Origin of the sequence: Sphingobium sp. (assembly GCF_036170395.1) — a bacterium.
GTDB lineage: Bacteria > Pseudomonadota > Alphaproteobacteria > Sphingomonadales > Sphingomonadaceae > Sphingobium.
In genome coordinates this window covers 1-26,000 of the sequence record NZ_JAVHPD010000024.1, presented here as the reverse complement: position 1 = coordinate 26,000, position 26,000 = coordinate 1, and the positions used below count along the sequence as shown (strand labels likewise).

At 65.8% G+C, this 26,000-nt stretch carries 24 protein-coding genes and 1 tRNA gene; 12 read left to right on the top strand and 13 right to left on the bottom strand.

The genetic code is table 11. The features are described 5' to 3' along the window. Positions 1-134 precede the first annotated feature (134 nt). Positions 135-1,397, bottom strand: coding sequence for a site-specific integrase (locus tag V2B31_RS07545; protein WP_328277021.1), 1,263 nt, complete (start codon positions 1,395-1,397; stop codon positions 135-137). Positions 1,398-1,483: 86 nt separating this feature from the next. After that, positions 1,484-1,573: transfer RNA gene (locus V2B31_RS07540), tRNA-Ser, on the bottom strand. 137 nt (positions 1,574-1,710) lie between these two features. On the opposite strand from V2B31_RS07540, the gene hspQ reads away from it, so the two are divergent. The 5 genes from hspQ (at position 1,711) to V2B31_RS07515 (ending at position 5,307) form a co-directional block, all read left to right on the top strand. Then, positions 1,711-2,082 (top strand): heat shock protein HspQ, encoded by a 372-nt coding sequence (hspQ, locus tag V2B31_RS07535; protein ID WP_328277019.1) that lies wholly within the window; start codon positions 1,711-1,713, stop codon positions 2,080-2,082. Then, a complete protein-coding gene (locus V2B31_RS07530) occupies positions 2,039-2,773 on the top strand; it encodes a GDSL-type esterase/lipase family protein (RefSeq protein ID WP_328277017.1) in 735 nt (244 codons plus the stop codon). Before hspQ ends, V2B31_RS07530 begins: the two co-directional genes overlap by 44 nt. A gap of 109 nt (positions 2,774-2,882) precedes the next feature. After that, on the top strand, positions 2,883-4,820 hold the full coding sequence (locus V2B31_RS07525; RefSeq protein WP_328277025.1) for an OPT family oligopeptide transporter: 1,938 nt from the start codon (positions 2,883-2,885) through the stop codon (positions 4,818-4,820). A 69-nt stretch (positions 4,821-4,889) separates the two neighbouring features. Continuing rightward, a complete protein-coding gene (locus V2B31_RS07520; RefSeq protein ID WP_328277015.1) occupies positions 4,890-5,069 on the top strand; it encodes a DUF3606 domain-containing protein in 180 nt (59 codons plus the stop codon). Positions 5,070-5,121: 52 nt separating this feature from the next. Continuing rightward, the gene (locus V2B31_RS07515; protein ID WP_328277013.1) at positions 5,122-5,307 is read left to right on the top strand and encodes a hypothetical protein; all 186 of its coding nucleotides are present in this window, start codon (positions 5,122-5,124) and stop codon (positions 5,305-5,307) included. A gap of 86 nt (positions 5,308-5,393) precedes the next feature. On the opposite strand, the gene V2B31_RS07510 is transcribed toward V2B31_RS07515, so the two are convergent. Further along, positions 5,394-7,724 (bottom strand): TonB-dependent receptor plug domain-containing protein, encoded by a 2,331-nt coding sequence (locus V2B31_RS07510; protein WP_328277011.1) that lies wholly within the window; start codon positions 7,722-7,724, stop codon positions 5,394-5,396. Positions 7,725-7,842: 118 nt separating this feature from the next. Between V2B31_RS07510 and V2B31_RS07505 the strand changes: the two genes are divergently transcribed. After that, positions 7,843-8,901, top strand: coding sequence for a phytase (locus V2B31_RS07505; protein ID WP_328277009.1), 1,059 nt, complete (start codon positions 7,843-7,845; stop codon positions 8,899-8,901). 21 nt (positions 8,902-8,922) lie between these two features. On the opposite strand, the gene V2B31_RS07500 is transcribed toward V2B31_RS07505, so the two are convergent. Beyond that, entirely contained in the window at positions 8,923-11,574 is a 2,652-nt protein-coding gene (locus V2B31_RS07500) for a M1 family metallopeptidase (protein WP_328277007.1), read from the bottom strand. Positions 11,575-12,303: 729 nt separating this feature from the next. Further along, positions 12,304-13,143, bottom strand: a complete 840-nt coding sequence (locus tag V2B31_RS07495) for a cold-shock protein (protein ID WP_328277005.1) — start codon at positions 13,141-13,143, stop codon at positions 12,304-12,306. 271 nt (positions 13,144-13,414) lie between these two features. Here V2B31_RS07495 and V2B31_RS07490 point away from each other — a divergent pair, with 271 nt between their 5' ends. From V2B31_RS07490 to V2B31_RS07475, 4 genes are all read left to right on the top strand, one after another. Next, complete coding sequence (locus V2B31_RS07490; RefSeq protein ID WP_328277003.1) at positions 13,415-14,032, top strand: ribonuclease D; 618 nt, start codon at positions 13,415-13,417, stop codon at positions 14,030-14,032. A 19-nt stretch (positions 14,033-14,051) separates the two neighbouring features. Continuing rightward, positions 14,052-14,702 carry an LPS export ABC transporter periplasmic protein LptC gene (locus V2B31_RS07485; protein WP_328277001.1) on the top strand — a complete coding sequence of 217 codons (651 nt, stop codon included), beginning with the start codon at positions 14,052-14,054 and terminating at the stop codon, positions 14,700-14,702. Continuing rightward, the gene (locus V2B31_RS07480) at positions 14,699-15,262 is read left to right on the top strand and encodes an LptA/OstA family protein (protein WP_328276999.1); all 564 of its coding nucleotides are present in this window, start codon (positions 14,699-14,701) and stop codon (positions 15,260-15,262) included. The genes V2B31_RS07485 and V2B31_RS07480 overlap by 4 nt, the downstream gene beginning before the upstream one ends. Before the next feature lie 74 nt (positions 15,263-15,336). After that, entirely contained in the window at positions 15,337-15,579 is a 243-nt protein-coding gene (locus V2B31_RS07475) for a hypothetical protein (protein ID WP_328276997.1), read from the top strand. Positions 15,580-15,586: 7 nt separating this feature from the next. Here V2B31_RS07475 and V2B31_RS07470 read toward each other — a convergent pair whose 3' ends face one another. From V2B31_RS07470 to V2B31_RS07455, 4 genes are all read right to left on the bottom strand, one after another. After that, positions 15,587-16,894, bottom strand: a complete 1,308-nt coding sequence (locus V2B31_RS07470) for a sensor histidine kinase (RefSeq protein WP_328277023.1) — start codon at positions 16,892-16,894, stop codon at positions 15,587-15,589. Positions 16,895-17,120: 226 nt separating this feature from the next. Then, a complete protein-coding gene (locus V2B31_RS07465) occupies positions 17,121-17,786 on the bottom strand; it encodes a response regulator transcription factor (RefSeq protein ID WP_328276995.1) in 666 nt (221 codons plus the stop codon). Between the two features lie 47 nt (positions 17,787-17,833). Beyond that, positions 17,834-18,172: a hypothetical protein gene (locus V2B31_RS07460; RefSeq protein ID WP_328276993.1), complete on the bottom strand. Its 339-nt coding sequence runs from the start codon at positions 18,170-18,172 to the stop codon at positions 17,834-17,836. A gap of 179 nt (positions 18,173-18,351) precedes the next feature. Then, the gene (locus V2B31_RS07455) at positions 18,352-19,083 is read right to left on the bottom strand and encodes an SIMPL domain-containing protein (RefSeq protein ID WP_328276991.1); all 732 of its coding nucleotides are present in this window, start codon (positions 19,081-19,083) and stop codon (positions 18,352-18,354) included. Positions 19,084-19,224: 141 nt separating this feature from the next. On the opposite strand from V2B31_RS07455, the gene V2B31_RS07450 reads away from it, so the two are divergent. Together V2B31_RS07450 and V2B31_RS07445 are read left to right on the top strand one after the other, a co-directional pair. Then, positions 19,225-21,117, top strand: a complete 1,893-nt coding sequence (locus tag V2B31_RS07450) for an ABC-F family ATP-binding cassette domain-containing protein (RefSeq protein WP_328276988.1) — start codon at positions 19,225-19,227, stop codon at positions 21,115-21,117. Positions 21,118-21,323: 206 nt separating this feature from the next. Further along, positions 21,324-22,565 (top strand): dicarboxylate/amino acid:cation symporter, encoded by a 1,242-nt coding sequence (locus V2B31_RS07445; RefSeq protein WP_328276985.1) that lies wholly within the window; start codon positions 21,324-21,326, stop codon positions 22,563-22,565. On the opposite strand, the gene V2B31_RS07440 is transcribed toward V2B31_RS07445, so the two are convergent. The 4 genes from V2B31_RS07440 to mutM all read right to left on the bottom strand — a co-directional run. Beyond that, complete coding sequence (locus V2B31_RS07440) at positions 22,543-23,136, bottom strand: peptidylprolyl isomerase (protein ID WP_328276982.1); 594 nt, start codon at positions 23,134-23,136, stop codon at positions 22,543-22,545. The two genes, V2B31_RS07445 and V2B31_RS07440, sit on opposite strands and share 23 nt — an antisense overlap. Positions 23,137-23,141: 5 nt before the next feature. After that, the gene (dnaA, locus tag V2B31_RS07435; protein WP_422247923.1) at positions 23,142-24,506 is read right to left on the bottom strand and encodes a chromosomal replication initiator protein DnaA; all 1,365 of its coding nucleotides are present in this window, start codon (positions 24,504-24,506) and stop codon (positions 23,142-23,144) included. 466 nt (positions 24,507-24,972) lie between these two features. After that, positions 24,973-25,236 (bottom strand): 30S ribosomal protein S20, encoded by a 264-nt coding sequence (gene rpsT / locus V2B31_RS07430; RefSeq protein ID WP_328276978.1) that lies wholly within the window; start codon positions 25,234-25,236, stop codon positions 24,973-24,975. Positions 25,237-25,355: 119 nt separating this feature from the next. Beyond that, on the bottom strand, positions 25,356-26,000 hold a 645-nt coding region (mutM, locus tag V2B31_RS07425), incomplete at its 5' end, for a bifunctional DNA-formamidopyrimidine glycosylase/DNA-(apurinic or apyrimidinic site) lyase (RefSeq protein ID WP_328276974.1).

The window sequence follows — 26,000 nt, the reverse complement described above, 5'->3', positions numbered from 1 at the left end:
GCACTCAACGAGCGCACGCTCTTACCAAATCGAAGAGATCGGAGAACGGCATCCCTCCCTCTCCGCCAAGACTTTCCTAACCGATTGTCTTTCCTCGACTTTTTGAAACAGCGTCGCTTTCCACCGTCCCGGTGCTACAAAGTGGTGAGCGTTCCCGCTGGCGGGGACGCACTGTTCAATGGCTCACCGACACTAAACCTCGGTAGCAAGCTGACAGCACGAGCCAGAACGTCTACCGGCCACTCACCGTATGTTTCGCCGACGCTGCGCGGGGCGTGACCTTGGATGGCGTCGCGCACCTCGGGCTCCATACCGGCTCGACGGGCGAGCGTTTTGTATAGGTGCCTCCAGCCATGATTGGGTTGGACATGAGGGTCATCGACGCCAAGCTCGCGCACCCACGCGGCCAAGCGCTCGCCAACCTTCCGATAATGGGCGTTGCCAGCAGACCCACCTCGACCGCGCGCCGGGTCGAAGAACATTGGCCACTCACCTGCCCGTTGCGCAATCCTAGGCAGACCCTGCTCGACCAGATGCGGATGCAGCGGCACCATACGCGCCTGTCCACTTTTGGTCGAACCAGCTTCCGGCGTGATCCGCATCACCCAGAAACCTTCGACCTCGGCAATGTCGCAACCGCGCATTTGCGCGATCTCACCGACACGCGCGCCCGTGTAGGCGCAAATCCACGGAATCCAGCGGCGAGCGAGGGCGTGTTCAGGACTGATCTTGCCATGGTCTCTACACAGGGATGCCGACAATATCGTGCGCGCCTCCGCAGAGGTGAAGCTGGGGCCGCGCGGGCGGTGCCGCTTCGGCACGCGCACGGACACGCCAGCAGCGGGGTTGGCTTCCAGCTTTCGATTTTCGACGCCCCATGCGAGCACAACCTTTATGGAAGCGAGATAAACTTCACGGATCGTCCGACCACTTACCCCCTGACGAGCGAGCGCCTCCTTCCAGCCAATGATGTCGTCGGCACTAATGCGGCGAGGCTCGTCGTGCCCGAGATGCCCAACAAGATGAACTATCACAGGACGCCACCGCTTGACTGTCGCGGGCGACGGTTGGCGCTCGCGTAGGTATCCCTCGAAGATTGCCATCAGGTTCGGCGAGGAAGCCTGTCGGCGGAGGGTATTCGATGGCTTGGCGGGAGACGCGGAGATTGCGGGCACAGGAGATGGATCGTCGAGCCGTCCAGCTTTGGCCCTCTCAATGAGATCACGAAAATGTTGGATGACCGGAGCCGCGAGACGATTGGCATCCGATTTGGAAACCCTCCCAAGGCGGCGGGTCAGGTTCGTCTTGCCGATCGTCGTTCGAAGGGCGGCGGGCACCACAATGCGGACTTCGAATCCGCCATCACTCGACACTCGAACATGCGTCATCAGCCGCATTTTGTAGCACCACTTTGTAGCACCGGGACGGTGGAAAGCGACGCTGTTTCAAAAAGTCGAGGAAAGACAATCGGTTAGGAAAGTCTTGGCGGAGAGGGTGGGATTCGAACCCACGGTACCCGTAAAGGCACACCGCATTTCGAGTGCGGCGCATTCGACCACTCTGCCACCTCTCCGCAGAAGGTTCGCAATGCGCCGCTTACGGCGCTACGTTCCCGGTCGAGCGGCGGCCATTAGCGAATGAAATCCGCCTTGCCAAGCATCGCGCCGCTATTTTTCTTGTCTGCGCGCAACCGTTCCCTAAGTTAGGGACATGACAGATGTGACTCAGATTTTCGGCGCCGGCGTCACCGCTCCGCCGATCGTCCATGCCCGTTTCAGCATCGGCGACGTGGTCAAGCACCGCATGTTCGGCTTCCGCGGCGTCATCTTCGATATCGACCCGGTCTTCGCCAACAGCGAGGAATGGTATGAAGCGATCCCCGAAGCCGCTCGGCCCGACAAGCACCAGCCTTTCTACCATCTGCTCGCCGAAAATGGCGAGTCCAGCTATGTCGCCTATGTCAGCCAGCAGAATCTGGTGTCGGACGACAGCGACGAGCCGGTCGATCACCCCGCCATCACCGGCATGTTCGGCGCCTATGCCAACGGCAAATATCGCCTTCGCCCGCTCCATCGCCACTAAGGCGGCGCAGCGGCGCGCAGGCGCGCTGCTGCTCGCCGGCATATTGCTGGCGGCCGCAGCGCCCGCACGGCCACCCAATGCCGATCCCGCCTTCCCCTTCTCCAACGAGATCGAGGCGTTCGCCGCCGCCAACAACAGCGGCGCGGCGGTGCGCGACGGCGTGCTGTTTCTCGGCAGTTCGAGCATCCGCTTGTGGGACATCGCCGGCAGCTTTCGCGACCGCGCCACGATCAACCGGGGCTTTGGCGGCGCGACCACGGCGCATGTGCTGCATTATTACAAGCGCCTCCTGCCCCCGGTCCCCCCGCGTTCGGTGATCGTCTATGTCGGCGAGAACGACCTTGCCGCAGGCGCCGCGCCCGAGGCGGTCAGCCGCGACGTGCTTGCGTTGCTCAGGCGGCTGAGGGCGGACTATCCGCGCGCACCCATTGCGTTCCTCTCGCTCAAGCCCAGCCCGATCCGCTGGACGCTGCGCCCCAAAATGGCGGCGGTGAACCAGGCGGTCGCCGCGAAGGCCAAGGATATGCGCGTCACCTATATCGACGTCGGCACCAGCCTGCTGGCGCCCGATGGCCTGCCCGACGCGTCGCTGTTCCGGGCGGACGGGTTGCATATGAACGCGCGCGGCTATGATCGATGGACACGGATGATCGACGCATGGCTGGACCGGACGGCGCAGGAGACCTCCTGATCCACTTTCCGATTGATCCACGACCAAGCAACATTATTACCGTCAGCGCGACAGGCACACAAAACAGGGGGACGCGAGGGTGACGACAGACAAGGCGGCAGGCCAGGCCATGGCCGAACTGACAATACGGGGGGTCATCCTCGGCGGGCTCATCACCCTCGTTTTCACCGCCGCCAACGTCTATCTCGGGCTGAAGATCGGCCTGACCTTCGCCACATCCATCCCGGCCGCGGTTATCTCGATGGCGGTGCTGCGGCTGTTTTCGACCGGCACGATCCTGGAAAACAACATCGTTCAGACGATCGCCTCGGCGGCCGGAACGCTCTCGGCGATCATCTTCGTCCTCCCCGGCCTCGTCATCATCGGCTGGTGGCAGGGCTTCCCCTATTGGCTCTCCGCCTGCACGATCGCGCTCGGCGGCATATTGGGGGTGATGTATTCGGTGCCGCTGCGCCGCGCGCTCGTCACCGGCTCCGACCTCCCCTATCCCGAAGGCGTCGCGGCCGCCGAAGTGCTGAAGGTCGGCGCGGGATCGCGCGAGGGGCTGGAGGAGAATAAGCGCGGCCTCGCCGCCATCGTGGCGAGCGCGCTTGCCGCAGCCAGCTTCTCGATCGTCGCCAAGACCAGGCTGATCGCGGAGGAAGCCGCGACCTTCTTCACGTTCGGCGCGGGCGCGACATCGGTCTCGACAAGCTTCTCGATGGCGCTGATCGGGGTCGGCCATCTGGTCGGCCTGTCGGTGGGCGTCGCCATGTTCATCGGCCTGCTCATCAGCTGGGTCGGCCTTGTGCCTTACCTCACCGCGCCCCTCCCCGCCGGCGCGGACCTCGCCGAGATCGTCGGCACCACCTTCCGCATGAAGGCGCGCTTCATCGGCGCGGGCACCATCGGCGTGGCGGCGATCTGGACGTTGCTCAAGATACTCGGCCCGATCGTCAGCGGCATCCGCTCCGCGCTCGTCGCCAACGCCACGCGCAAGGCCGGCAATGCCGCCAGCCTGGACATCACCGAGCGCGACCTGCCGATCGGCATCGTCGGCGGCGTGATCCTCGCCAGCCTGATCCCTATCGGCATCCTGCTGTGGATCTTCGCGCAGGGCGGGCCGATCGCCGCCAACCCGGCGCCGGTCATCGGCCTGACGCTTGCTTATGTGCTGGTGGCCGGTGTCGTCATCGCCTCGGTCTGCGGCTATATGGCGGGCCTCATCGGCGCGTCGAACAGCCCGATCTCAGGCGTAGGCATCCTTGCCGTGCTGGGCGCCTCGCTGCTGCTCGCCGCGCTCTATGGCGCGGGCGGCGATCCCACCCAGACGCAGGCGCTGATCGCCTACGCGCTCTTCACCACCGCCATCGTATTCGGCATCGCCACCATCTCGAACGACAATCTCCAGGATCTCAAGACCGGCCAGCTTGTCGGCGCGACCCCGTGGAAGCAGCAGCTCGCACTGGTGCTGGGGGTCATCTTCGGATCGCTTGTGATCCCGCCGGTGCTCGACCTGCTGAACAGCGCGTTCGGTTTCGCCGGCGCTAGCGGCGCGGGCGCGAGCGCCCTGCCCGCCCCGCAGGCGGCGCTCATCTCGGCGCTCGCGAAGGGCGTGCTGGGCGGCGATCTTGACTGGAACCTCATCGGCATCGGCGCGGGGATCGGTGTGGTGGTGATCGCCATCGACGAGGCGCTCGGCCGCGCGGGCAAGCTGCGCCTGCCGCCGCTCGCCGTCGGCATGGGCATCTATCTGCCGATGGCGCTGACACTGCTCATCCCGGTCGGCGCGCTGATCGGCCATCTCTACAATCGCTGGGCGCTGCGCCAGTCCAACCCGGAGTTCGCCGAGCGCATGGGCGTCCTCATGGCGACCGGCTTCATCGTCGGCGAAAGCCTGTTCGGCGTCGCCTTCGCCGGGATCGTGGCGGGTACGGACAGCGACGCGCCGTTGGCGCTGGTCGCGGAAAATGGCTGGGCCGTGCCGCTCGCCATCCTGATCTTCGCCGGAGTCATCGCCGGCCTCTATGCCCGGCTACGGCGCTGGGCGTCGGCCCCCCTGTCCTAAAGGGAAGCGGAAAAAGCGCCGCATTTATGCGCTTCTGACGACCGGCCGGAAAGTCAGAAGGGTTGCTACATGAATGACGATCAGCGCGCCGACCGCGTGACGATCGAGTCCGATGCGTCGGTGCTGTACTGGACCTATCGCTTCAACGTGTCGCTGGAGGAACTGGAAGAAGCCATCGACGCCGTGGGCGACAGCGCAGCCGCCGTCGCCGCCTATCTCAAGGTCGATCCCGCCGCCAACCACGGATAGGAAGCCGTACCGGCGCGTTCCCCCTCCTTCGCACCACGCACAGGAGGTTGCCATGCCGCAGGATGACGCACCGCGTCCCACCAATCCAGACGACGACGACGCGCCCGCGCCGGAACGGGGCTCGCGGGAGGGCGATCCGCGCGACGTGCCGGACGATGCCGCCGCACAGGTCGAGAAGGGCGAGCCGGCGCAGCTCAATCCGCTCGCCCCGCCCGGCAATGCGAAGGCGGGCAGCTAAACGCCAGAGACAATGCGCCTCTGCCCGGTGCCATGGCTTTATGTTCCCCGACGCAGGCCGGGGAACAGTTTTTGGGCCAATTCCTGTCAGAAGGCCATGCGCGCGATCAGCTGGAAGACCGGGCCGGCCTTCTCGCTTTCCAGCTCATATTCGTCGAAATCGCGGTCGATCTGGTCGGCCAGATTGTCGAACTTGTTGAAGCGCTCCCGCTTCGCACCATCGAGAAGGTTCGATCCCACGGCGCGAATGGTGAACTTCTTGCCGAAACGCTTTTCGACAAAGACTTCCAGTTCCGCGCCATAGGTGGTGGTGACTTCCTCGGCGATGACCCGGCTATAGGCCGTCCCCTGCTTGCGATAGGTCGCGCCGAATGCCGCGCCGAAGCTCGGGAAATCCTGGATGAAGCCGAAATTATAGACATATTTTGACTGGTTGTTGAACCGCCGCTTGCCGAGTTCATCGCGGATTTCGCTGTCCAGCCAGGAGACGTTGCCGAACAGGCCAGTATTGGGCAGGCCGATGAAGCCGAGATCAGTCGACAGGTCGAACTCGACGCCATAGACCTTGCCGTCGCCGATATTGCGCGGGGTATAGACGAAGGTGCCCTCCCCTTCCGACCCTTCCTCGCCCGTGTTGGTCAGTTCGATCAAATCCTTGACGTCGCGGTAGAAGAAGTTGACGCCGACGATGCCCCGCGCGCCCATGCGATGCTCATAGCCGATATCGACGCCCCAGGCGCTTTCCGGGTCCAGCCGCGGATTGCCGAGCAGATCGCTATCGCCCACCGCCTCTTCCAGCGTGGACGGCAGGATATAATCGAACTGCGGCCGGCGCAGCGTGCGCGCCACCGACCCGATGAGCCGGTCATGGTCGGTCAGCGACAGCTTGAACGACGCCGAAGGGAGCAGCTTGCCATAGCTGTTGCGCTGGTTGGCGTCCTCCTCGTCTACCGTATAATCGGTGACGCGCACCTTGGTATGCTCATAGCGGACGCCCGCTTCCCATTTGAGGCTGCCGCTGTCCCCTTCGACCAGCGCGAAGAGGTCGCGCCGCTTTTCCTTGATGCGGTTGTCGCCACCGTCGATCGCTTCGGGTTCCTCGAACGCCTCGGCCAGTTCGGTCGGGTTGCGCTCGAACTGGTCCCAGGCGAAGCTGCCCTCGCCTTCCTGCCCCGCCTCGAAGATGCCGGTGCGGCGCACCTTGTCCTGATAGAAGCCGCCGACCACGAACTTCATCGTTTCGCCGAGCGGAATTTCATGGTCGAGCTTGATCGAGAATTCGCGATCCTTGATGTCGGTCCGGGTCAGCGTGCCCTCGAATTCCGGGTCATCGCCCTCATCCACATCGAAGCCAATCTCATATTCGGTCTCGCGCCGATCCTCGATGAACTTGGCATAGCCAACCCGCAGCGAGGTCTTACCCGCCGACCAGCTCTGGGTGAGCTTGCCGTCGATGGAGAAATTCTCCTGGTCGATCTTCGCAACATTGGCGTTGTCGCTGAGCAGATTGCCAATGGGCACCGGCCCCGTCACCGCGCTCGGATCATCATATTCAAAGCTGCGCTCATCCTCGGTGCGGTCGGTCTTCACATAGAAGCCGTTGAGCTTGAAATTGGTGTCGCCCGCGTCGATCTCGTAGGTGCCGTTGAAACTGTAATCCTTGCCGTCGCGCGTGTCGGTCTGGTCCTCGCGATTGTCGAAGTCGTCGGTCGCATAGTTCGGGTTGTTCTCGGGCGAGTCGCCGTAGCGCAGGCTTTCCTTCTTCTTGGGATTGTGCCGCCCTTGGAGATTGCCGCCAAGCAGCAGGCGGCCCGGCCCGACCGCGCCGCCCCAGACAAAGCCCAGGCTCGGCTCCAGTTCGTTGTCGTCATAGATCAGGCCGCCGGCGCGGACATAGCCGCCGTTCAGCTCATAGCCGTCGCGCAGGTTGATATTGAGCGTACCTGCGATCGCGTCCCCGGTGCGGCGGGCCGACGAGGAGCGCACGATCTCGACGCTGTCGATCAGCTCGGCGGGGATGCGGTCCATGAAGAAGCTGCGGTCGGCCGAGGAGCCTGGCACGCGCTCGCCGTTGATGAGGATCTGGGTATAGCCGGGCGGCAGGCCGCGCAGCTGCGGCGCGTCGCTTTCGATCACGTCGGACAGGAAGGTGACGGAGGGCACGCGCTTCAGCGCATCGCCGGCGGTCAGCGGCTCGAACCGCTGGAAATAGTCGGTGCCATATTTCAGCACCGGCTCAGGGCTGTCGGTGCGGTCGCGATAGCCAATGCCGGCGATGACGACGATGTCGGCGGCGTCCGTAATCGTGCCGTCGCCACGCGCAACCTCGTCCGATGTCGCGGGCGCCTGGGCAAGAGCAGCGGAAGACATCAGCGCCAGCGAAGCGCATCCCAGCATGAGCCACTTATTCGCGGTCATAACTTTCCCCTATTTCTGTGTGATGGTTTGACGCGCGAGCCGCTTCTTGTATTGGCCCGTCTCAGAGCGCGGCTAGGAGCTGTTCATGACCGGATCACGAAAATTTTGTTTCACTTCTATGACTATACTGCCGGCATTTGTGACGATTTGCGGATGCGCGGCGACGGAGCAGGAAGTGCCGGTCGCGGTACGCATTGCCAATGCCACGCCGGCGGTCAGCGTCACGGCGCGCGGCGAGACAACTCCGGTGGGCACGTCCAATGCCGATGCGGCGGACGATCCCGCGATCTGGCGCGATGCCGCCGATCCGGCACGGAGTTTGATCGTGGGAACGGACAAGAAGGCCGGGCTCTATCTCTACGGGCTGGACGGCAAGACGCGGGACTTTCTCGACGCGGGGCGGGTCAATAATGTCGATCTGAAGGACGGTGTCGCCATCGGCGGCGGCGACGGCATCCTGGTGGCGGCGTCGGACCGGAACGACATTGCCCATGCCAAGATCGCGCTGTTCCGCCTCGATCCCGCCATGGCCAGGCTGACGGCGCTGGGAAAGGTCGATGGCGGCAGCGGGGAAGCCTATGGCATCTGCCTTGGCCGCGACGAAAGCGGGCTATCGGCCTTCATTGTGCTCAAGGACGGGACCATCAACCAGATCGCCATCGATGCGTCGGGAGCTACGCCCACCGGTACGATCGTGCGCACGATGAAGCTGGGCACGCAGGCGGAGGGGTGTGCGGTCGATGATCGGACCCATATCCTCTATGTTGCGGAGGAGGATGTCGGGCTTTGGCGGTTCGATGCCCGCGCCGGCGGATCGACGGTGCCGACCAAGATCGCGGCGGCGGATGGGAAGAATCTCGTCATGGATGCCGAGGGCGTCGCGATCGCGCCCATGGGTGACAAGGATGGCTATGTGGTTGTGTCGAGCCAGGGGGACAATGCCTATGTGCTCTACCGCCTGTCCGACGACAGCTATGTCGGCCGGTTCCGCATCGTCGATGGTGCCGTCGGCGGGTCGGAGGAGACCGACGGCATCGACCTGATGCTCGGCGATTTCGGACCGGCCTATCCCGGCGGTCTGTTCATCGCGCAGGACGGGCATAACGCCGCCGCCGCGCAGAATTTCAAGCTCGTCGCCTGGGACGATATCGTCAAGGCGCTGGGGCTGCCGAACTAGCAGCCCCAGCCCTGTCCCGCCTTACCGCTTGGCCGCGAACCAGGCGGTGAGCGGGGCTTTCAGGCGCGCGCGCGTCTCGATCCGGGTCTTGATCGCCGAGATGGAGCGATCGACGACCTTGCGCGATTCAGGCGTCAGATACTGGGTCGCATAGGCGTCCAGCTTCGTCACCATCGTCGGATCGGCCGAGCCGCCACCCAACCGAGCCAGCGCCTGGCTGCGCGCCGACACGTCGATCAGCGCCTCATATTGGGTGCGGTGCGCCAGCACATAATCGACCGCGAGCATCGGGTGCTCGCCGCCCACCGCGCTGATGATCGCGGCGCTGGTGGTCTTGCCCGGCTCGTCGGTCAGCGCCAGATCGAGCGCTTGGCGCGCCAGCTTCTCGTCGCGCGCGCCGCCGAGCAGCCCGTAGAGCGTGCTCTTTTCCAGATCGGTCTTCGCCCCCTTCGCCATGGCGCGCAGCTTGTCCCAGGTCGCCTGATCGGCATTTTTGGCGATGATCGAAAGCCAGACGTTGCGCAGCGGCCCGTCGAGCGCCGCCGGATCTGTCGCCAGCGCGGCAAAGCGGCGGTTGGCTTCGGCGACGACGCCCTTGTCCCCCATGTCGCCCAGCGTCGAGACCAGGGCCGAACGCAGCACCGGCACCTGCGGCCCTTCGCCCGGCTTCACGTCATAGCCGATGCCATTGAGGACCGGGGTCAGCTTGGCCGAGGCATAAGCCAGCACACGGTCCTGCGCCGCCTTGTCGCTTTCCAGCATGGTGTGGGCGCTGTCGAGATAGCCCGGCACTTCGGCGAGCACGGCGGGGCTGGCCGAAGCGGGCACCGCGTCCACCAGGTCGAGCGCCAGCCCGATCGGCTGATAGCCGCCCAGGCCCAGCGCGAAATTGTCGGCGAGCAAGCCGGTCTGGTCGATGCTGGCGAGCTTCGTGAAATCCTTCGCCAGCGCCTTTACGTTCGCCTCCGGATAGAGCGAGCGATAATAGCCCGTCTGGCCCGCATTGACGACATAGGCGCCGCAGCCCGGCAGGGTCAGTTGCCCCTTGCCCTGGAGGATCAGCCGCTGCGCGTCGCCGCCCATGGTCTGTGCCTTGACCGGCACGTTCCAGCTCAAGGGCGCCTTGTCCTTCTGGTCGCGGCTGAACTCACCCTGGCTCAGCGTCAGGACGGTCTGGCCGCCCTGGCACTGAGCGCTGTCGACCTTGACCAGCGGGATGCCCGGCTTGGAGGTGAAATCATGCGCGATGCTGACCAGCCCCTTGGCCCCCGCCCCCTCGACCGCCTTCCACAGGTCGTCGGTGACGGTGTTGCCGTACGCATGCGCCTTCATATAGCTGCGGATGCCGCTGCGCCACACATCCTCGCCGGCATAGCCCTCCAGCATGGTGATGACCGCTTCGCCCTTCTGATAGGTAATGGCGTCAAATGCCTGGTTCACCTGATCGACGGTGGTGATCTTCTGCACGACCGGGTGGGTGGTGGCGAGCGCATCGAGGCTCATCGCCGCCTCGCGCCCGTCGACCCGGGTCAGCAGCATTTCCCAGCCGGGCTGGAGCTTGTCGCTGACCTTGGTCGCCATCCAGCTCGCGAAGCCTTCGTTCAGCCACAGATCGTCCCACCAGGCCATGGTGACGAGATCGCCGAACCACTGGTGCGCCATTTCATGCGCGACGGTTTCGTAGATGCGGCGCTTGGTCGCTTCGGAGGTGAAGCGGGGATCGACCAGCAAGGCGCGCTTGAAGGTGAAGATCGCGCCCCAATTCTCCATCGCGCTGAAGAACTGGCTCTGGCCGGGACCGGCCACATTGTCGAGCTTGGGCAGCGGATAGGGGGTGCCGAAATAATCGTTGAACCAGGGCAGGATATCGGCCGAAGCGTTCAGCGCCAGCTGCGCCTTGCCCGTATTGCCCTTGCCGGTGACGACGCCGACTTCGGTCGCGCCCGACATCTTGGTCGCGCGCTCCAGTTCGCCAAGGCCGAAGAAGAGCAGGTAGGACGACATTTTTGGGGACGTGCCGAAAGTCACGCGGGTCTTGCCGCCGCCAAGGTCGGTCGAGCTTTTGACCGGCATGTTGCCGACCGCCAGCTCGCCGGTGGGGATGACCGCCGACAGGTCGAAGGTCGCCTTGTAGCTCGGCTCATCCCAGCTCGGCACGAAGCGGCGCGCGTCGGGCGCCTCGAACTGGGTGAAGAGGGCGCGCTTCGCCTGGCCTTCATTGTTGGTGTAATCGAGCGCGAACAGGCCGTTGGCTTGGCTGTTGATGATGCCGGCATAGGCGATGGCGAGCGAGTATGTGCCCGGCGCAAGCGGCTTGCCGAAGTCGAGGGTCACTGTCTGGGCTTCGGCATCGACCTTGGCCGTGCCCTTGATCGGCTTGCCGTTGGCGGGGGTCAGGGTGACATCGCCGAAGCTCAGGTCCGCCGCGTTCAGCACCAAAGTCGGCAGGCTCTGGCTGACGGTCACGTCGATCGCGACCTTGCCGGTGAATGTGAGGTTGGCGGCGTTGGGCGTCACCTCGATCGCATAATGGCTGGGCGCAGCGCCGCGCGGCAGCTGGGTGGTGATAGTGGCGGCGGGGCCGGCGGGCTGGGTCGGTTGCGCCAGCGCGGGCGCGGCGATCGCCAGCGGCGCGGCGGCGACCAGCAGCGGCAGGATCTTGGTGAAGGACATAGGTGACAGACTCCGACACGTCGTGGGACTGCGCGCCGGATTACGACGCGCGCGATGAACGCGGGATCAACCGTTTCGCTGCATCGGTCAAGCGATGCCGATCCGCCGCAATGTCGTTGGTCGAACCTAGTTGCCCGTTTGTCAAACAGGATCGTGGGGCGGATGGCGGCTGCGCGGCGGTTCCTACAAAGCATACAGCGTGGCGGGGCTTATGCGCCCGCGACGCTCTCGTCACGCGCCGCCGATGCGTGTCCAACGCGCCTCTTCCTACAGGGTGGCGGGATTCTTCGTGCAAGGGGTGCGGCGGGTGAGGCATCGACCAGGATGGAGCACAAGAAGTCCTATTAGGAAAGGGGGTGCCGCTGCGGTGGCGGGGCGCATGAAGGCAGCGGGATGCCGGGTCGAGCCCGGCATGACGGGGTGGGGGGCTTGGCGCGAAAAGAAAAGGCTATGATGTACTTCGCAAAGCTGGTGTCGTGTGCCGAGCAGGGCATCCTCCCCTGGAAGGGGAGGTGGCATCGCGAAGCGATGACGGAGGGGTGTCCCCCCTCTCGATAGCGGGACACCCCTCCGTCTGGCCTGCGGCCAGCCACCTCCCCTTACAGGGGAGGATTTCCGTTCTGGGTCTTTAAAGGACATAATCGCCAAAGAAAAAGGGAGGCGGCCCTCACGGGCGCCTCCCTTTCGCATCCTCTCCCCTGCGCGAACAGGGATGGTCGGTCTCGACCCTTATTCGGCTTTCGACTGGAGGTTCACCGCGGCATATTTGCCGCGGCGATCGACTTCCAGTTCGAAGTCCAGCCGGTCGCCTTCGTTGAGCGCCGACATGCCGGCGCGCTCGACGGCGCTGATGTGGACGAAGGCATCGGGCTGGCCGTCGTCGCGCTGGATGAAGCCGAAGCCCTTCATGGCGTTGAAGAACTTGACCGTGCCGCTGGCGCGCTCGCCGGTCAGCTGGCGCTGCGGGCCGCGATCGCCGCCGCCGAAGCCACCGCGATCAGGGCGATCGCCGAAACCGCCGGCGCGGGGTTCGCGCGGGGGCGCGCGATCGGTCACGGGCAGAGGCTCGCCCTCGATCACCAGATCGGTCGCCGACACCTTGCCGCCGCGATCGACGAGGGTGAAGCCGAGCGGCTGCCCTTCGGCGAGGCCGGTGAGGCCCGCCTGCTCGACCGCGCTGATGTGAACGAACACGTCCTCGCCGCCGTCATCGCGAACGATGAAGCCGAAGCCCTTCTGGCCGTTGAAGAATTTTACGACGCCCTTGCCTTCGCCGACGACCTGGGCAGGCATGCCGCGACCACCACCGCCGCCGCCGCCGAACCCACCGCCGCCGCCAAAGCCGCCGCCACGATTGCCGCCGCCAAAGCCGCCGCCGCCACCGCCGAAGCCGCCACGGTCACCGCCGCCGAAGCCGCCGCCACCACCACCGAAACGATCACCGCCGCCGAAGCCGCCACGATCGCCACCAAAGCCGCCGCGATCACCACCGCCGTAGAAACTGTCGTCGCCGAAACCGTCGCGCTTATCCTTGCCGCGCCCGCCGCGGCGACCTCTGTCAAAACTCATGCCCTGTTAGTCACTTTCGCTTCGCCCCAAGACACATTGGACAAACATGTCGGGCGAATGACATGCAGAATCCACCGCAAAGTCGCGGTTTGGGACTCACTATATCAACTTTTCGTGGCCACGCGAATGATTTTCACCAAAGCGATCCCCTTCCGTTCCATTTGTCGCGGCCGTTGCGGCAAGGGCACGGTTCGCCGCTTGAACAAGGCGTTTCGGCCGTGATGCAAAGGCTCGATTGCGGTTGCGCGGCTTTGGCCATAGAGGGGAGGCCATGACCGTGCATTTCCATGAAGAAGACCTGCCTGCCGGCGTGCTGGCCCCCGGCCCCGTCGCCGTCGATACCGAGACGATGGGCCTCATCACCCCGCGCGATCGCCTCTGCGTGGTACAGATCAGCGACGGCAAGGGCGACGAGCATCTGATCCGCTTCAACCCCGGCAGCGATTATGCCGCGCCGAACCTGAAAGCCGTGCTGGCGGACCCGGCGCGGCTCAAACTCTATCATTTCGGCCGGTTCGACATCGCCGCGATCCAGCATTATCTGGGCGTGGTCGCCGCACCCGCTTATTGCACCAAGATCGCCTCGCGCCTCATCCGCACCTACACCGACCGGCATGGCCTCAAGGAACTGGTGCGCGAATTGCTGGGGCAGGACATCAGCAAGCAGCAGCAGTCGAGCGACTGGGGCGGGCCGGTCCTGTCCGACGCGCAGAAGGATTATGCGGCGTCGGACGTGCGCTACCTGCATCAGCTGAGGGCCGAATTGGACAAAAGGCTGGTGCGCGAGGGGCGGATGGACCTCGCCCAGGCCTGTTTCGATTTCCTGCCGCACCGCGCGGCGCTCGATCTGGCGGGCTGGCCCGAGATCGACATTTTCGCGCATATGTAAGGGGAGCTGCGAGACAAGCGTGTCCGTCCAGGCCGATCAGCAGCGCGACGTGCGCCGCCAATGGGCGCGGCCCGGCGGCAGCCATGACCGGATGGTCGGGCTGCTCAAGAACTGGCTGCCCGTCGCGGTGGGCGTGCTGGCGGCGTTGCTCGCGACCGCGCCCTTCACCAATGGCGACAAGGTCAGCTTCGTGCTCGACAAGAACAAGGTCGAGGTGGCGAAGGACCGGATGCGGCTGACCGAGGCGCTGTATCGGGGCGAGGACAGCAAGGGCCAGCCCTTCTCGCTGCGCGCCGGAAGCGCGGTGCAGAAAAGCTCGCGCGAGCCAATCGTGGATTTGAACGATATGTCGGCGCGCATCCTGCTGTCGGACGGCCCCGCCGTGCTGACGGCGCAGAAAGGGCGGTACGACATGGACAGCGAGCGGGTCGGGATCGAGGGGCCGGTGCAGTTCCAGGCGGCGGGCGGATATCGCCTGACCACCCGCGACGTGGGCGTCGATCTCAAGACGCGGCGGATGCGGAGCGCCGGGCGCGTGGACGGGCGCATCCCGATCGGCACCTTCAGCGCCGATCATCTGGAGGCCGACATGGCCGCGCGCACGGTGACGCTCAATGGCCGCGCCCGCTTGCGTATCGAACAAAATGGCCTCAAAGGGCAGAAGCGATGAAGCCTTCCCTGATCCTGCTGTCGGCCGGCCTTGTGGGCGCGGCCGGCCTGATGTTCGCCGGCGCGGGCGCGCAGGTGCTGCGCAACCATGACAGCAACGCGCCGGTCAACTTTACCGCCGACCGGATCGAGGTGCAGGACCGCGCCGACCGGGTCGTGGTGTCGGGCAATGTAGAGGTGACGCAGGCGGGCATGACGCTCAATGCCGCACGCATGACCGTCGCCTACCGCAACGGCGGCACTGGCGGCGGCGACATGGGCGGGATCGAGATCGACCGGATCGACGCATCGGGCAATGTCGTGGTGACCAAGGGCGATCAGACCGCGCGCGGCAATGCCGCGATCTACGACCTCAACGCCAAGCTCATCACCATGCTGGGCAATGTCGCGCTGGCGCAGGGGAGCAACCGGCTGACCGGCGGGCGGCTGGTGATGGATTTGACCAGCGGGCGCACCACCGTCGACGGCCGCTCTTCGGGCGGCAGCGGCGTGCCGGGCGCGTCGGCCAGCCCGAGCGGCCGCGTGTCGGGCACTTTCACCGTGCCGCAGCGCAACAATTGAGCCGCTCGCGCGCTTTGCCCAATATGCGCAGAACCAACCCCTTTTCGCTCGCCCTCGACTGCTGGAGCCTTGGCATGGAAGCGAGTTCGGTGATCGGGATGCGCCTGCCCAGGCTGATGGCGGGCAATGCCGCCGCCATGACCGAAGCGCAGCGGATGGTGAGCGAGAAGGTGGAGGCGGCCGCGCTGCTCCAGTGGAAGCTGATGACCGGGAGCCTCGGCCAATCCGGCCCGGCGGTGATGCGCGCGTCGGTCGCCCATTATCGCAAAGCGGTGCGGAAGAATCGCCGACGGTTGAGCAAGCCCACGAAAGGCTGAGGGCAACTCAGGCCGAGGGCAGGCGCAATCGCACCAATAGCCCGCCCAGATCCTCGCTTTCCTCCAGCGCGACCGTGCCGCCGTAAATTTCCGCCACGTCGCGGACGATGGCGAGGCCAAGGCCCGTCCCCGGCTTCCCCGAATCGAGCCGCACGCCGCGATCGAAAATCCGCACCCGCTCGGCTTCGGGGATGCCCATGCCGTCATCCTCGACCAATATCTCGACCATGCCCGCGCTGCGCGCCACCACCGTCGCGAACACGCTACCGCCGCCATATTTGGCCGCATTCTCGATGAGGTTGCCCAGCATCTCGTCCAGATCCTGCCGCTCCACCCGCACCGCCGCCGCCTTGTCGCCGTCCATGTCGATCCGCACGTCGGGATAGAGGCGCTGCACCGCGCGCTCGACCGCTTCCAGGCTCGCCCAGACCTCCGCCCGGCTCTGCGCCGCGCCGCGCCGCCCGACCGCGCGGGCGCGGGCGAGATGATGGTCGACCTGCCGCCGCATCGTCGTCGCCTCGCGGATCACCGTATCGCCCAGATCCGGCGCCTGCGCGGTGGCGGCGTTCATGATGACGGTCAGCGGGGTTTTCAGCGCATGGGCGAGATTGCCGGCATGGGTGCGGGCTTCCTCCGCCTGCCGCTCATTATGGGCGAGCAAGGCGTTCAGCTCCTCGACCATCGGCAGCACTTCGGCCGGCATCGGCTCGGTGACGCGGCTCTTTTCCCCGGCGCGCATCCGCACGATCTCCTGCCGGACCTTGCGCAGCGGCCGCAGCCCGTAGATGGTCTGAAGGCTCGCCAGCACGAAGAGGCCGAGCGCCAGCAGCGCGAAGCTCTGGAACAAGGTGGATCGCAGCGTCTTGATCTGCCCGTCGAGGCCCGCGCGCGCCTGCCCCACCATGAACAGCCAGCGCGTGTTGGAGCCAGGCAGCATCACCGTGCGTTCCATGATGCGCAGATCCTCGCCCGGAAACTGCTTGCTGTTATAGACGTGCAGCTGCCGGTCGTGATGCTCGGCCGGCACCTTCAATGCCCGGTCCCAGAGCGAGCGCGAGCGCCAGTCCTCATGCCCCTTGGCGCTGATCTGATAATAAAGGCCGCTATTGGGTTCGAGGAAACGCTGGTCGGCAAGTTCGCGGTTGAACAGCACCTCGCCGTCCGGTCCGATTTCCGATGCGGCGATCATGGCGGTCAGCACATAATTCATGCCGTCGTCGAAATTGCGCGTGATCGCGTCGGCCAGCACCCGGTCCAGCGCCACGCCCCCGCCGATGAGCAGCACGCTGATCCACAGCGCGGCGATGCCGATCATCCGGCGGGTGATCGAGCCGGTCGAGCGGACGGTCGTGGGGGATGCGGGATCGGTCACCAAAGGCCCCTACCCCGTTCGGACTGAGCGAAGTCGAAGCCTGTCCTGAGCGGCTGCTGCAAGCAGCCAGCCGAAGGGCCTTCTGCTGAGCGGAGCGAAGCGGCTTCGCCTCCGCTCAGCCACGCCCTTCGACTTCGCTCAGGGCGAACGGGGGAGAACGAAAAAGCGATCAGCGCCCCGGCTCGTCCAGACTATAGCCCAGACCCCGGATCGTCGTGATGACGTCCGCGCCGAGCTTCTTGCGGATGCGCGTCACGAATACCTCGATCGTGTTGGAATCGCGGTCGAAATCCTGGTCGTAAATATGCTCGATCAGCTCGGTGCGGCTCACCACCTTGCCCTTGTGGTGGAGCAGGTAGCTGAGCAGCTTATATTCCTGCGCGGTCAGCTTCACCGGATCGCCCTTCAGCGTCACCTTGCCCGATCGCGTGTCCAGCCGCACGTCGCCGGCGGTCAGTTCGCTCGACGCATTGCCCGACGCGCGGCGGATGAGCGCGCGCAGGCGGGCGATCAGCTCCTCGCTCTGGAACGGCTTGGCGAGATAATCGTCCGCGCCCGCGTCCAGCCCCGCCACCTTGTCCGACCAGCTGTCGCGCGCGGTCAACACCAGAACCGGGAAGGCGCGGCCTTCCTTGCGCCATTTGTCGAGCACCGTGAGGCCGTCGATCGTGGGGAGGCCAAGGTCCAGCACGACCGCGTCATAGCTTTCGGTCGAGCCCAGAAAATGCCCGTCCTCGCCATCGGTCGCGAGGTCGACCGCATAGCCCGCGCCCTCCAGCGTGTTCCTGAGCTGCTGGCCCAGGCTCGGTTCATCCTCGACGATCAGCAGACGCATAGGCTCTTGTCCGTTTCTGTTGTGAAGCTCGCGACGGCTCGCCCCTGTTAGCGCGCCATGCCGATGATATCGCCTGTCCGGCCGTCCGCATCAACCCACATGACCTTGCCGTCGCGCACATATTTCAGGCGATAGCGGTTGGCGGCGGGGTTGAACTCGCTGCCGACATAGGTCGCGCCGCCCATCATCGCGTCGACACGCCGCTTTATCATGGCAAAGGGCATGACCTGCCCGTCCAGCATCGCGCGCCGCGCGGCATCCTGCTCGTCGCGGCGGCTGCCCGCCTCCGCCATCGGCATCGTCACCGCGATCGCCAGCGCCGCCACGATCGCAGAGGTCATCGTCGTCCGCTTCATAATCATCGGCATGGCATAGCGGCAGGGCATTGAACAGGTGGTGAATGATAGCCGACTAATGCCCGCCTCCATTTACCGTCATCCCCGCGGAAGCGGGGATCCATCTCCTAACCTTGCGCTCCACGGAGGGTTCGGGAGATGGATTCCCGCTTTGACCTTCGGTCGCCCTTCGGGTCGCGGGAATGACGGCAGTGGTTTGATCGCGGCCCTTATTTCTCCAGCGCATATTGCACGGTCAGCGTCACCGCCGCGCTGACCTGGCCCGGCTCCACCGGCGTCGTCGGCGCGGCGTCGGCCTTGAAGCGGGCGCTTTGCAGCATCGGCATCGGCGGCTGGCCGCCGCTGTTGCTCTCGGCGATCGTGACTAGCCGCGCGGTGCGATAGCCCGCCGCCTGCGCGTAGAAATCGGCCTGCGCCTTGGCGCTTTTCAACGCCTGCCCGCGCGCCTGCACCAGCAGCGGCGAGGGATCGTCGATCGTGAAGGTCGGCCCGTTGATGTTGGTCGCGCCCGCCGCGACCATGGCGTCGAGCGACGCGCCGACCCGCTTGATGTCGCGCAGCGTGACCGTCAGCTGGTTGGACGCCTCATAGCCGATGAAGCGCGGTCCCTGCGGCTGGCCGTCCTGATTGCTGTAATCATATTGGGCGCTGAGGTTGATCCCGCTGGTCTGGATATCCTTCTTCGCAATGCCCGCCTTCGCCAGGGCCGCGATCAGCTTCTCGGTCTGCGCCGCATTCTGCTGCATCGCCGCCTGTGCCGTCGGCGCGCGGGTCTGGACGCCGGTCCCGACCGTCGCCACGTCGGGCGCGGATTCGACGCTTTCGGTGATGGTGAGCGTCACGACCGGCGCGGTTTCGGCGATGGTGACGCTGGTCTGCGCGAGCGCGGCGACCGGCAGCGCGGCCGCGCCCAGCGCCATCAGGGCGAATGCGGATTTCATCGGGGGAGTCTCCTTGAAGAATGTGCCGTCCATTTGGAACGGCTGCGGTGAATGGACGCTGACATGCGTTGAAAGCCGTGCGACAGCTTTGTGGTTCCATCGCTCTTGCCCACGTAGGCGCGAGCGCCTAGCTGCACCGCCATGGCGGCTCCCATCCTCTCCTTCGAAAATCTTGGCCTGTCACAGGGCACCCACTGGCTGTTTCGCGGCATCGACATCCATGTGGGTGCGCGCGACCGGCTGGCGCTGATCGGCCGCAACGGCGCGGGCAAGACGACGCTCTTGAAGCTGCTCGGCGGTCAGATCGAGGCGGACGAGGGCACGCGATCGGTGCAGCCCGGCGCGCGGGTCATCACGCTGGAGCAAGACCCGGACGTGACGCCCTTCGCCACGCTCCATGATTTCGCGCTGGCGGGCGACTATGCACCGCCCGCGCACGAGGTCGAAGCGATCGCGGACCAGCTTGGCATCGACCTGTCGCGTGAAGCGAAAACGGCGAGCGGGGGCGAGCGCCGCCGTGCCGCCATCGCCCGCGCGCTGGCGAGCGAACCCGACCTGCTGCTGCTGGACGAGCCGACCAACCATCTCGACATCGCGGCGATCGACTGGCTGGAAAATTGGCTGGCGCGCTACAACGGCGCGTTCATCGTCATCAGCCATGACCGCGCCTTCCTGACGCGCCTCACGCGGCAGACGCTGTGGCTCGACCGGGGGCAGATGCGGCGCAACGAAGTCGGTTTCGGCGGCTTCGAGCAATGGATGGAGGCGGTCTATGCCGAAGAAGCCCGCGCCGCCGAAAAGCTCGACGCCAAGCTCAAGATCGAGGCGCACTGGCTGGAACGCGGCGTCACCGCCCGGCGCAAGCGCAACCAGGGCCGCCTCGCCAAGCTGTGGGAGATGCGCGCCCAGCGCGCCGCGATGCAGGGGCCGCAGGGCACCGCCAAGCTCGCCGTCGCCAGCGACGACAGCAAGACCAAGAGCGTCATCAAGGCGGAGCATGTCACGAAGAGCTTCCCCGCCTCGCCGTTCGCTTCGAGCGAAGTCGAGAAGCCTGTTTCGAGCGAAGTCGAGAAGCGGTCGCGCGATGGTGTCTCGACTTCGCTCGACACGAACGGGGGTGGGGCTACAGAGCGCGTCATCATCAGGGACTTTTCCCTGCGCGTGCAGCGCGGCGACCGCATCGGCATCGTCGGCGGTAATGGCGCAGGCAAATCGACGCTCTTGAAGCTGCTGACCGGCGAACTCGCGCCCGACAGCGGCGAAGTGACCCTCGCCAAAACCCTCGACATGATCTTCATCGACCAGCAGCGCAGCCTGATGCAGGGCGACAAGAGCGTGCGCGACGTGCTGGCCGAGGGCGGCGACTGGATCGACGTGCGCGGGGTGCGCAAACATGTCCATGGCTATTTGAAGGACTTCCTGTTCGATCCGTCGCTGGCCGAAGCGAAGGTCGGGACGCTGTCGGGCGGGGAGCGGTCGCGATTGCTGTTCGCGCGCGAGTTCGCGCGCGAATCCAACCTGCTCGTGCTGGACGAACCGACCAACGACCTCGACCTCGAAACGCTCGACCTGCTGCAGGAAGTGATCGCCGATTATGACGGCACGGTCCTGATCGTCAGCCACGACCGCGACTTCCTCGACCGCACGGTGACGGTGACTCTGGGCCTCGACGGCAGCGGCACGGTGGATGTGATCGTCGGCGGCTATGCCGACTGGGTGGCGAAGCGCTCGCCCACCCGCGCGGCGAAGGCGGAAAAGAAGGAAGCCGCCCCGCCGCCGCCACCCAGGCCGGTGTCGGCGAAGCTCAGCTACAAGGACCAGCGCGACCTCGACCTGCTGCCGGGGCGGATCGAGGAACTGGAAGCGGCGATTCTCCGCGACGAGGAAGTGCTGGCCGACCCGGCGCTCTACACGCGCGATCCCAAGCGGTTCGCGGCATTGACCGCCGCGATCGATAAGGCGCGCGGCGAAAAGGATGCGGCGGAGGAACGCTGGCTCGAACTGGCGGAAAAGGCGGAAGGATTGGGCGCATAAATCACCAACCTCGTCACCCCGGACTTGATCCGGGGTCCCGCTTCCTGGCCGGAAGGAAGCGGGATGCCGGGTCAAGCCCGGCATGACGAGAAATTGCGAGGTAGCGCCATGCGACACCTGCATTAGCGAATTTTTGCTGTCTATGGTCGAGCGATAGCGGCTAGCCTGTCCCCGCCCGTTCCCTCATGGGCAGGAGACCACCACCCATGTCGCTGACCGTCCGCATCCTGATCGGCCTGGCGCTGGGCCTTGCGAGTGGCATCGCGCTCGCCGAATGGGGCGCGGCGTGGGAGGCGGACGCGGTCGCGATCGCGCAGCCGGTGGGCAAGGCATGGCTCGGCGGGCTCCAGATGCCGCTCATCCCCTTGATCTTCGCGCTGCTGGTGACCGGCATCACCCAGGCGGCGGCGACCGCGCGGGGCAATCGCATCGCCGGCCGCGCCATCGCGCTCTTTGCCATGCTGCTGCTCGCCGCCGCCAGCGCCGCGGCGCTCGCCGGGCCGCTGCTGCTGCGCCTCTGGCCCGTCCCGCCGGGTGCGGTCGGCGCGCTGGCGGGCGCGGGGCCGGTCGCCGAAGTGCCCGATGTGCGCCCCTCGGCGCAATGGTTGCTGGGCTTCATCCCGGTCAACCCGCTCAAGGCCGCGAGCGAAGGGCAGGTGGTGGCGGTGGTCCTCTTCGCGCTCGTCTTCGGCTTCGCGGTCACGCGCATCGCCACCGATCGCCGCGCGCTGCTCGCCGGATTCTTCCAGGCGGCGGCGGACGCCTTGCTGGTCGTCGTCGGCTGGGTGCTGTGGCTGGCGCCCTTGGGCGTCTTCGCGCTCGCGCTGGTTGCGGGCGCGCGCTCGGGGCTGGCGACGGCGGGCGCGCTGCTCCATTATATCGGCTTCATCGTGCTGCTGTGCGTAATCGTGACGTTGCTCGTCTATCCGCTGGCGGTAATCGCCGGGCGGATCGGCCTTGCCCGCTTTCTGCGTGCCGCGCTCCCCGCGCAGGCCATCGCCTTCTCGACCCAAAGCTCGATCGCCTCGCTCCCCGCGATGATCCAGGCGAGCGACGGACCTTTGGGCGTGCGGGAGACCAGCCGCTCGATCGTGCTGCCGCTCGCCATCTCGCTGTTCCGCATCACCAGCCCCACCGCCAATCTCGGCGTCGCCATCTACGTCGCCGGGATGAACGGCGTGCCGCTGGGAGCCATGCAACTGGTGCTGGGCGTCGCCGTCGCCGCGATCGTCAGCCTGGCGGCGGTGGGCCTGCCGAGCCAGATTACCTTCTTCACCACCACCGGCCCCATCTGCCTCGCCATGGGGGTGCCGGTCGAGGCGCTGCCGCTGCTGCTGGCGGTGGAGACGGTGCCCGACATTTTCCGCACCGTCGGCAATGTCACCGCCGACCTCGCGGTGACGCGGATCATCGATCAGTCGTCCGTCAGGGAAGCCGACGCGCCGTGAGAATCTTCACCGGCGCTTCGAGCATCTGCCCCTTCATCACGCCTTCGCCGGCGGTCGGCGATTTGGGCTGGGCCAGGATCGCCTTCACCACGTCCATCCCCTCGACCACATGGGCGAAGACGGCAAAGCCCTGATTGTCGCCCGTCGCCTGCGGCTGCGCGTCCATCGCCGGCATCTTGCCCAGCACGATGAAGAAGTCGCCGGTCGCACTGCCGGGCGCATAGCGCGCCATCGACAGCGCGCCGTCATCATGGGTGAGGCCGGTCAGCATCGTCGGTTCATGCGTGATCGGCGGCAATATCCGCTTCGGATCATTCTGCGCCCCGCCCTGCACGAAGCCATAATCGGCCGCGCCGACGCCCCGGTAGAATTGCGTGCCGTCGAGCCGCTTCTGATCGACATATTTGAGGAAATTGCCCGCCGTCACCGGCGCCTTGCCAGCATGGACCGCGATGACGATCCGCCCGAGACCGGTCTCCAGCGCGACCCGCACATCGTCGGGCGGCGTCTGCGCGGCGGCGGGCCAGAGGGTGAAGGCGGAAAGGAGCAGGATCAGGAGCGCGCGAATCATGCGCGTCAGCCCTCCAGCTGGCGGAGCAGCGCGCGGATGTCGGCGTCGATCTCGGGGTTGCTCTCGCGCAAGGCTTCGATCGTCTTGACAGCGTGAATGACCGTGCTGTGATCGCGCCCGCCGAAGATGCGGCCGATTTCGGGCAGCGAGCGCGGCGTCATCTTCTTGGCGAGATACATCGCCACCTGGCGCGGCCGGGCGACGGCGCGGGCACGGCGCTTGGAGCGCATCTCGGCCGGGTCGATCTTGTAATGGGCGGCGCACACCTTCTGGATTTCATCGACGGTGATGCGCCGCGCGCTCGCCCGCACCGCGTCCGCCAGCATCCCCTGCGCGAAATCCAGGTCGATCGAGCGGCCGGTGAGTTGCCCATAGGCGACCAGCTTGTTGAACGCGCCTTCCAGTTCGCGCACATTCGACCGGATCGAACGGGCGAGGAAGTCGATCACCGCGTCGGGCACCGGCGGATCGCCCGCCACCAGCCGCTTGGCTTCGAGGATGGCGAGCCGCAGGTCGAGGCCCGCCGGCTGGATATCCGCGACCAGCCCGCCCGCCAGCCGCGAGAGGATGCGCGCATCGATCGATTCGAGCAGCTGCGGGGCGCGGTCGGCGGTCACGACGATGCGCGCGCCCGCGTCGATCAGGTCGTTAACGGTGTGGAGAAACTCCTCCTGCGTCGACCCCTTGCCGGCGATGAACTGGATATCGTCGATCAGCAGCAGCCGCGCCGCGCGCAGCCGCGCCTTGAACGCCATGGTCTCGTTCGCGCGCATCGCGCTCACAAACTCCATCATGAAGCGCTCAGCCGACATATAGAGCACCGGCGCCGCCGGCGAATGGGCCGAAAAGGCGCGCGCAATGGCGTGGAGCAGATGGGTCTTGCCTTGACCCGTGCCGCCATGGATGAAGAGCGGGCTGAAGCGCGGCGTCGCTTCCGCCGCCATCGCCCTGGCGGCCGAGCAGGCGAGCCGGTTCGACTCGCCGACGATGAAATCCTCAAACCCATGGCGCGGCAGGAAATTGGATGCGGCGGTCGGCGTTTCGGCCGGCTTGTCCGCCGCCGGTTCGACATGCACGACCTCCAGCAGGCGCGGCCCGGCCGCTTCGGGCGCGCGGCGCACCCGCACTTCGCGCACCCCGGCATTGGCGGCGCGCCAGGCGAGCCGCAACCGATCGCCGAACTGGCCCGACACGAAATTGGCGCTGAAATCGCTTGCGACCAGCAGGTCCAGCGTCTGCGATTCGGGGCAATAATCGCCCAGCCGCACGGGCTTCAGCCACTGGTCGAACATGCGCGCGCCGACATCGCGGCGCAGGCCGGCGCGGATGCTCGTCCAGGCGGCTTCCAAGGCGTCGTCCGCCCGGATCATCGCGCCGTCCTGCCAAGCCACCACACGCACGCTATCCTTCATAATCCTGCCATTCCCCACCTTTGTCACGCCCCCGTCCGGGCAGGAAAATCCGACGCAGCAGACCCCGATCGGAAAAGCCCCCGCTTGCCCGAGTCCGTGCGACGATCAATCTCAATGACGGCCGCCAGAGGTGATTCGACAGCGGCCGGATTTCAAAAATAAACAGGGGCGCAGCGCCGGATCAAGGCCATCCCGGTTCAAAAAAATGAAATAAAGGGTTTGACGACGCAAAGCCGCCGAAAACCGGCCCATGAAAAATAACTGAAATATTTCATTCAGTTATATGCCATTTTCCATGCTGCGGCGCGTCGAATCGCAGGAAAAGCGTCGTTACAGCTGAGTTACTAAATCATGACCCAATGACGAAAAGCCCCCACCGGCGATCCGGTGCGGGCTTTTGCGAACGACCTTGATCTGGATCGGGTCAGGCGAGCGCGCTGACGGCCTTGGTCAGGCGGCCAAACTTGCGCGACGCCGTGTTCTTGTGCAGCACGCCGCGTGCGACGCCGCGCGCCAGTTCCGGCTGCACGGTGGCGAGCGCGGTGGTGGCGGCGTCCTTGTCGCCGGCGGTGATGGCGGCTTCCACCTTCTTCACCAAAGTGCGGATCCGGCTGATGCGGGCGCCATTGATCGCGGCGCGACGCTCGTTGCGACGGATGCGCTTCTTGGCTTGCGGCGTATTGGCCATTCTATTCCTCGGTTCTCGTCAAATCTTGGGCAAGAGGCTGCCGGGATCAAGCCGGCCCGCCTCGTGAAGGTGCGGCCCTTACAGCGGAATGGCGCACCCGTCAACGGGGCGAAGCCGCGCTATTTCTGACATTTCGGGCAGAAGAAGGTCGATCGTCCCCCATCGACTCGGCGCTGCACCGTGCCGCCGCACGGACATGGCTCGCCCTCGCGGCCATAGACGCGCCATTGTTTGGAAAAATAGCCGAGTTCGCCGTCCGGCCGCGCATAATCGCGCAAGGTGGAACCGCCGGCGGTAATCGCGGCGCTCAGCACCGTGCGAATCGCCTCCACCAGCAGCGCCAGGCGCGGCCGGCTGATCTTCCCCGCCGCCCGCGTCGGCGCGATCCCCGCCATGTTGAGCGCTTCGCAGACATAGATATTGCCGAGCCCCGCGACGATCCGCTGATCGAGCAGCGCCGCCTTGATCGAGGTCGCCTTGCCCTTGAGCGCCGCGGCGAGCCGCGCAGCGTCGAACGCAGCGCCTAAAGGCTCCGGCCCCATCCGCGTGAACGGCGCGTAGCCCTCCCACGCATCCGCCCGCACCAGGTCCACCGATCCGAATCGGCGCGGGTCGTTGAGCGAGAGCAGCCGGCCCCCGCCCGTTTCGATCAGCAGATGGTCGTGCGCGCCGATCACCGCCGGGTCGATCCGCCAGCGCCCCGACATGCCGAGGTGGAAGATCATCATGTCGCCGCGATCGGTTTCGATGAGGCCATATTTGGC

Bases quoted from the DNA above. Each gene is read 5' to 3' on its own strand.
- V2B31_RS07445 (WP_328276985.1), top strand. From the start codon at position 21,324: ATGTCGCTGACCGTCCGCATCCTGATCGGCCTGGCGCTGGGCCTTGCG.
- rpsT (WP_328276978.1), bottom strand. From the start codon at position 25,236: ATGGCCAATACGCCGCAAGCCAAGAAGCGCATCCGTCGCAACGAGCGT.
- V2B31_RS07520 (WP_328277015.1), top strand. From the start codon at position 4,890: ATGAATGACGATCAGCGCGCCGACCGCGTGACGATCGAGTCCGATGCG.
- V2B31_RS07465 (WP_328276995.1), bottom strand. From the start codon at position 17,786: ATGCGTCTGCTGATCGTCGAGGATGAACCGAGCCTGGGCCAGCAGCTC.
- V2B31_RS07495 (WP_328277005.1), bottom strand. From the start codon at position 13,143: ATGAGTTTTGACAGAGGTCGCCGCGGCGGGCGCGGCAAGGATAAGCGC.
- V2B31_RS07460 (WP_328276993.1), bottom strand. From the start codon at position 18,172: ATGCCCTGCCGCTATGCCATGCCGATGATTATGAAGCGGACGACGATG.
- hspQ (WP_328277019.1), top strand. From the start codon at position 1,711: ATGACAGATGTGACTCAGATTTTCGGCGCCGGCGTCACCGCTCCGCCG.
- V2B31_RS07500 (WP_328277007.1), bottom strand. From the start codon at position 11,574: ATGTCCTTCACCAAGATCCTGCCGCTGCTGGTCGCCGCCGCGCCGCTG.
- V2B31_RS07490 (WP_328277003.1), top strand. From the start codon at position 13,415: ATGACCGTGCATTTCCATGAAGAAGACCTGCCTGCCGGCGTGCTGGCC.
- dnaA (WP_422247923.1), bottom strand. From the start codon at position 24,506: ATGATCCGGGCGGACGACGCCTTGGAAGCCGCCTGGACGAGCATCCGC.
- V2B31_RS07530 (WP_328277017.1), top strand. From the start codon at position 2,039: ATGCCAACGGCAAATATCGCCTTCGCCCGCTCCATCGCCACTAAGGCG.
- V2B31_RS07480 (WP_328276999.1), top strand. From the start codon at position 14,699: ATGAAGCCTTCCCTGATCCTGCTGTCGGCCGGCCTTGTGGGCGCGGCC.
- V2B31_RS07545 (WP_328277021.1), bottom strand. From the start codon at position 1,397: ATGCGGCTGATGACGCATGTTCGAGTGTCGAGTGATGGCGGATTCGAA.
- V2B31_RS07505 (WP_328277009.1), top strand. From the start codon at position 7,843: ATGACTATACTGCCGGCATTTGTGACGATTTGCGGATGCGCGGCGACG.
- V2B31_RS07510 (WP_328277011.1), bottom strand. From the start codon at position 7,724: ATGACCGCGAATAAGTGGCTCATGCTGGGATGCGCTTCGCTGGCGCTG.
- V2B31_RS07455 (WP_328276991.1), bottom strand. From the start codon at position 19,083: ATGAAATCCGCATTCGCCCTGATGGCGCTGGGCGCGGCCGCGCTGCCG.
- V2B31_RS07515 (WP_328277013.1), top strand. From the start codon at position 5,122: ATGCCGCAGGATGACGCACCGCGTCCCACCAATCCAGACGACGACGAC.
- V2B31_RS07475 (WP_328276997.1), top strand. From the start codon at position 15,337: ATGGAAGCGAGTTCGGTGATCGGGATGCGCCTGCCCAGGCTGATGGCG.
- V2B31_RS07440 (WP_328276982.1), bottom strand. From the start codon at position 23,136: ATGATTCGCGCGCTCCTGATCCTGCTCCTTTCCGCCTTCACCCTCTGG.
- V2B31_RS07525 (WP_328277025.1), top strand. From the start codon at position 2,883: ATGGCCGAACTGACAATACGGGGGGTCATCCTCGGCGGGCTCATCACC.
- V2B31_RS07450 (WP_328276988.1), top strand. From the start codon at position 19,225: ATGGCGGCTCCCATCCTCTCCTTCGAAAATCTTGGCCTGTCACAGGGC.
- V2B31_RS07470 (WP_328277023.1), bottom strand. From the start codon at position 16,894: ATGATCGGCATCGCCGCGCTGTGGATCAGCGTGCTGCTCATCGGCGGG.